This window comes from Hymenobacter crusticola (genome assembly GCF_002154225.1).
Classification (GTDB): Bacteria; Bacteroidota; Bacteroidia; order Cytophagales; family Hymenobacteraceae; genus Hymenobacter; species Hymenobacter crusticola.
The window spans coordinates 1-5,539 of sequence record NZ_MTSE01000068.1; the positions used below are offsets into that span (position 1 = coordinate 1).

Consider the following 5,539-nt stretch of genomic DNA (forward strand, 5'->3'; position numbering starts at 1 on the left):
TCTATAACGTCTTCCAGTAGAACGATTGGAAAACGTTATATAGCCTGCTCAGGGGGAGGACCTATGGTCTCTCACTGCTAGCAGGAACCCGCTACTTGTCACTAGCTAGCTCTTTCCTGCAGACACGCCACGAACGGGTGCAGTGGTAGCGTTTCGAGATGATGGGCACTGAGATAGTGCTCTATGCGCATCGTATGGCGGCGCTCACGAGGACTCAGCTTGGGCTCTAGGATCCTATAGCAGAAGTGTGCAAGCTGAAGGCGCAGCTTTTCCAAGGCGATAGAATAGGTACTGGGAGCTTTCTCTAGGTAGACTCGATACGTCTCTAGCGCGCGCCACAGATACGCCACCTCAACGCACGTCAACGAATTGTTCCGCTGTGTGATCGTTCCTACCAGGTGGAACAAGCGCTGCTTGCTCGAGAGATGATCTGGAAGCCTTTCGGTGGCAGGTACTTGTGCGACGGCAGGATATTTCGCTTGTAGGAAGTGCGCGATGACGGCTGGCTCGACTTGGGTTTGAGCATAGGCGACATAGTCTTGCCAAGCCCCCCAACGACTGCGATCTAAGCTCAGATCAAGGTGTCGCAAGTAAGCAGACAAAGCGACGAGTGTCGGGTGAGCAAACGGAATGTATTGCATGAGCTACTAGGTGCCAGGGTGCTACCTTGCTAAAGTGCTATGTTTGACAGGCGGTCGTACGAAGATATAAAAACGTATTATTTCAATATTATCGTTATATCAAACATTATGTCAAGAAATTATTCTAAGAAAGAGACTTAGTTAATAGCACCCTCCCAATACTTCTAAAATACAGTTTAGATTTACATCAAAAGACTTCTCAAGGGCTCTTCTCGAAAGCAGAAGATATGTTACAGCAGTTGATTGTAGTAAAGCCGTTTAGCACGTGATGAAGTAGCTTGGAGAAAGAAGTAATGATAATCGTAAAAAGAGTAGCCTTCACTGTCTTTCTATTCTGCATTGCCTTCTTCTTGCAAGGACTTTTGGTGAGGACTTCACCCAAGCTATCGACCTGTAGCGCGTTCTCGAATCAGCTGTTCTCGATGGGAAAGCTTGCGTTTTTAGAGTGCCTCTTTTTTGCACTAGCTCTGTATTACATGCTTACACAGGCATTTAGAAGCTCTCCTAAAGTGGCGGGTGCTTATGCGCTTCTGTTTACCGTTGGGTGCCTACTCTCCTTTGTGTTGTTAGTGCTCGACTATCGCAAGGACTGCGGCTGTTGAGAAGGGTCTTATAAGTAAGAGTTAGGTCAAGCAACTGGTTTTAGCGTAGTGAATAGGTAGTGTGATGGATCTTTTAGGCTCTGTTCTAGCCCGGTATAAACAAGCAGCGGTTGCGCATGGGGAAGCAACCGCTCAAGGGAATTACCGTGCGGGCAATCAACAGTACGAACAGTTAATTTGGCACTATCTAGCCTTACGAACAGCTGGTAGCGAAGGCCTAGCGCACTTGCTTACGTTGTTAGCAGACGAGAACACGAGTGTTGCCTGCTGGGCTGCAACGCACTTGCTGCCCTATTATGAGCAACAAGCGATCGAAACGTTGAACCGAATTGCTACCCACACGGACATAGTTGCTTTTAACGCGGAAATGACGTTACAAGAATGGCGAAATGGACGGCTCAAGCTAGACGATCCTACGGGTTGAAGCTGTCGTATAAGTCCGGTGGCTGTTGCAAAAGTCGCTACTCCCGTTGGTTGGTTTAAGAAACAGGACGTTTTTCGCTAGGTAGTCGCCCNAAGGCTGTCTAAGAAGGACCTTTTGCTCACTGCCAGACTTTTGCAACAGCCACTCCGATTATGTTAAATAGTGCAATCCATCTACTGGTTGTTTCCGCTACGTTCACCACTTCTAATGCACCTTGCTTGAGTGGCTTAGCCTCTACGCGTCTGCTGCGTACTAGCTTCGTCCAGATCGGATCGAACGGCCTTGGCTCGTCTACTTTGCGCCGTTCTTGCCACCCGTGACGCCACGCTTCCAGCTCGGGCTTGGCAGGTCTGAGCATCGTTTCTCCCCTGTTCAATCGCCGTAAACAAGTGTTTTTCCTCCACACGTTTCTCGCCGCTTACCTAGGCGGTGGTACGACGCGCTACCCCTCAGCGCTTGACTTCCACCCAACCCCGGTACCGTCGACCACTCACTGGATGCAAGAGCCAATAGTAGTAAATGCCATCGGGCTGCCCGGCCGCATCCCACTGCCCCTGGTAGTAAGCCTGCTCGTACACCTGTCGGCCCCAGCGATTGAACACCTGCACCTGCCAAGCCCCCGGCTCCAAGCCTTTGAGCACTAAGGTCTCGTTGAGCTGATCCCCGTTGGGGGTGATGATGTTCGGGATGGTGAAGGGACATGCCTCGCCAAAGCGAACCTGCACCTGGACCCGGCTGCTACAGCCCGCGGGCGAGGTTACCTGCACCGTGTAATCCCCTGGGGTGACTACCTCTAAGCTCGCTTGGGTACTGCCATCTTGCCAGCGGTAGCGGCTGCCGGCCGGTTGCGGGCCGGGATCCAGCATGAGATGCTGCTCGGCGCAGATGGTTTGTTCCCGTTCCAGCGAGAGGGCGGGCACGGGTAAGAACGTGAGGGCCACCGAATCGCGCACCGGGCAGCGCTGCGGGGCGGTCACCTCGACCCAGTACCGGCCGCTCGTTTGGGTGGCATACTCGGCCCCAGTGGACCCATCCTGCCAGCGGTAGGTCGTGCCGGCTGGCTGGGCAGGCGTCACCCGCAGTCGGGCCGGCGTACCACTGCACAACACCGGTTGGTCGACGGTGAGGTGCGCCTCCGTGAAGGGCAGGATGGTTACGCGCTGCTGGTAAGTGTGCGTGGCTCCGCTGACTTCCCGTACGGTCATGGTCACCGTGTACGTCCCCGACGTCGCGTAGCGATGCGGCACGGCGCGGCCCGTCGCCGTATTAGCAGCGCCGGCCGCGGGTTCGCCGAAATCCCAGGTGACCACTGCATCGGGAACCTGCGGGTACAAGGAGGCGGCAAAAGCAACTGTCTCGCCCAGGCAGACCTCGGTGCGCACCAAGCCAAAGGTGGCCAATAGCTCGCCCGGTACGGGGGGGCGCACCAGTACATTCGGCAGGCCCATGCGGCTGTTGTGTGCATAGGAAAAGCCGGGCACAGCGTTGAATTGATACTGGCAACCCACGCCAAGCGTGTTGGGCGCGGCGATCACGCCCACCCCATAGGGATTGGAAAAGGCAGAAGTGAGCGCCACATAGATCTTCTGATCGGGACCCAATTGCAGGGCCGCCGGTTCGGCAAAGGGTCTAGGAGGAGTAGCTAGCTGCCCGATTGCCGTCATCGCCCCCGTTAGCAAGTTGTACTGGTACAAGGCGGGGCTGACATACAACAGGTTACCATCTGGCGAGAATTCGAGCCCATAGTAGTGTTGCGAGAATGGCAAGGGCACAGTAGGTAAGCGGCGCGGGCCGGACACGACGCCCGTGCCGTAGTTGAAGTCAAACACCTCCAGGGGCCCGTCGTACTGCGCCACCGCCAAGCGTCGCCCGGTGGGGGCAACTTTCATATAGCCAAGGGCATTGTAGTCCTGCCGCGGATTGGTGCCGCCTTGGTGCACGGTGCCCCCAGCCGATATAACGGGCGTGGAGGAGAGGCCGCTGTCGGTGAGCAGAAAGCTCAGGAATACATTGCTGTTCCAGCCGTGCACCACGAGCCAGATGTCGTGCTGGTTGGCGTGGCGCACGGCCACCAGCTTTTCCGTGAGTCGCCCGTCCCCGACGGGAATGGGGACAGGCACCGCCTTTTGCACGACTTCGCCCAATCCCCCCTGTCGGGCTATGTCCACTACGGAGTAGTGCAAGCCCCCGCGCAGGTTGTTCTCGGCTGCGTCTACGGTGAAGACGTAGTACTCGGTGCGGCTGCCGGGCTTGGGGACAATTGTGACGCCTTGTGTGGCCGAGTTGGGAAAGATTTCCGAACGCGCTGCGTCGGCAAAGCCCCCTAGCGCCGTGCCATTGGACAGGGGCTGGTGCAGACGGTTCCAGGCCGTGATGCCGTTGGTATAGAAGAGTAATTGGCCTTGAGCGTCGCTGATGGTGGCACAGCCCTCGCCCGAGAGCATTGCCCCATCGGTTAACGCCTGCACGGTGGTGCCTTGGAAGCGCAACCCAGCGAATTGACCAAAATACCAAGTGTTAAATTCTTGTTGCGCGCGGGCTGAGACCGTACACAGCAGCAGGGCTAGTATGCCGAGTACGCGCGGCCACGATAGCGGGAGTAGCATGAATAGAAACGAGAGCTAGTAACAGATTGAACACGCACTCCGATGAGCCAAGAGCAAGAAGTAGGATAACGGTGCTATAAACTTCAAATAAAGTGAGTATCTTATATAGATCGACCAAAAGGAAGTAGAAGGGAAGAAAAAAACACAGACCCATTCTGTATGCGTCCGGCGTACACCTCTTACTGGAAGAAGCAGGCTCATGACAGCTAGAGAAAGGCAACCTGTTCACGACCAAGAAGCTGCCTGCATTCTGGTTGGTTGGCCGAGCAATACGAGGTATGTCAAGTAACAACTAGTGCACTGCCACCGGTCTCGGCATGCATTTCGTAGCGCCTGACATCCGTTTCAATTTTCGTTAGGCGGGCTGCTTGCGCGAGCAAGAGCCAAAAAGCCGGCGTGTGCGGGGCTTGTTCAGCTATTTCGTCAACGTCCCCAGCACTAGTTACCATCCCTTGTGTTCTACAACTTTGTGAAAGGCCTTCACCGTAACGCTGACGCGGCTGGATCGAGGATGAGAACTTATGATAAGTGGTGAACACTTATTTCACTCAGGGCATAACTACGCGCAACATCAGGAAAACGAGGCTGCGGAATCTTGCTTTTATAAGCAAGACTTAAAGTAGACAAAAAGCAGAAATAGGCTATTCTGACCAAGTGCCGCAATCCTTATAAAAGTTGATTTACATAATCGTGCTTATAACCACACTCTTGGAATCAGTGCGGTTTTCATGACCTTCCTGTCTTCGTTTAAAATTAGATTTTGCTTTGATAAAGCCGATACCTCCACCTCAAGGGGAAACCTCAGAAGCTCGGCAATGGGTTGCCGAGCAATTGAATCTTCCTTATCACACTGGCATGCAGGACTGGCCTTGGGAAGTTGCTGATTCAGAACACTTAGACGATTACCTTCAACTGTACGCCCGTGCTGCTGATGCAGAACGAGTTGTGATTATGGAGATGCTTTTACAAGCTGCTACTGAGCAACCTAACCCTGAGAAATTACGCCTTGCTTGGGTGAAAGTAGAAGCACTCCTAAACCAAAACCCTCACTTACATGCCTCCACTGCGCAGTACTGGTGCATCTGGGGTTACAAGGAGCAAGATTTGGACGTGTATGGTTTCTCTGTATCGCCTTACGTGCGAGCTTGGTGGAGAGCTAATTACCCTGTTCCCAACGATTGGACAGAATAATCTTCCAAGTTTTACATGTTAGAAAACACCCTTTCCAGCTTGTGAAAGGCCATTGAGCTTAACTAGGTAAGAGGT

Annotated in this window: 2 protein-coding genes; one reads left to right on the forward strand and one right to left on the reverse strand. The window is 53.8% G+C overall.

Going from position 1 to position 5,539, the window contains the following annotated elements; all coding sequences use genetic code 11:
• Positions 1-2,116: 2,116 nt before the first annotated feature.
• Positions 2,117-4,273 carry a T9SS type B sorting domain-containing protein gene (locus BXP70_RS28625; protein WP_086597545.1) on the reverse strand — a complete coding sequence of 719 codons (2,157 nt, stop codon included), beginning with the start codon at positions 4,271-4,273 and terminating at the stop codon, positions 2,117-2,119.
• 765 nt (positions 4,274-5,038) lie between these two features.
• Between BXP70_RS28625 and BXP70_RS28630 the strand changes: the two genes are divergently transcribed.
• Positions 5,039-5,464 (forward strand): hypothetical protein, encoded by a 426-nt coding sequence (locus tag BXP70_RS28630; protein ID WP_143436780.1) that lies wholly within the window; start codon positions 5,039-5,041, stop codon positions 5,462-5,464.
• Positions 5,465-5,539 lie beyond the last annotated feature (75 nt).

Bases quoted from the DNA above. Each gene is read 5' to 3' on its own strand.
- BXP70_RS28625 (WP_086597545.1), bottom strand. From the start codon at position 4,273: ATGCTACTCCCGCTATCGTGGCCGCGCGTACTCGGCATACTAGCCCTG.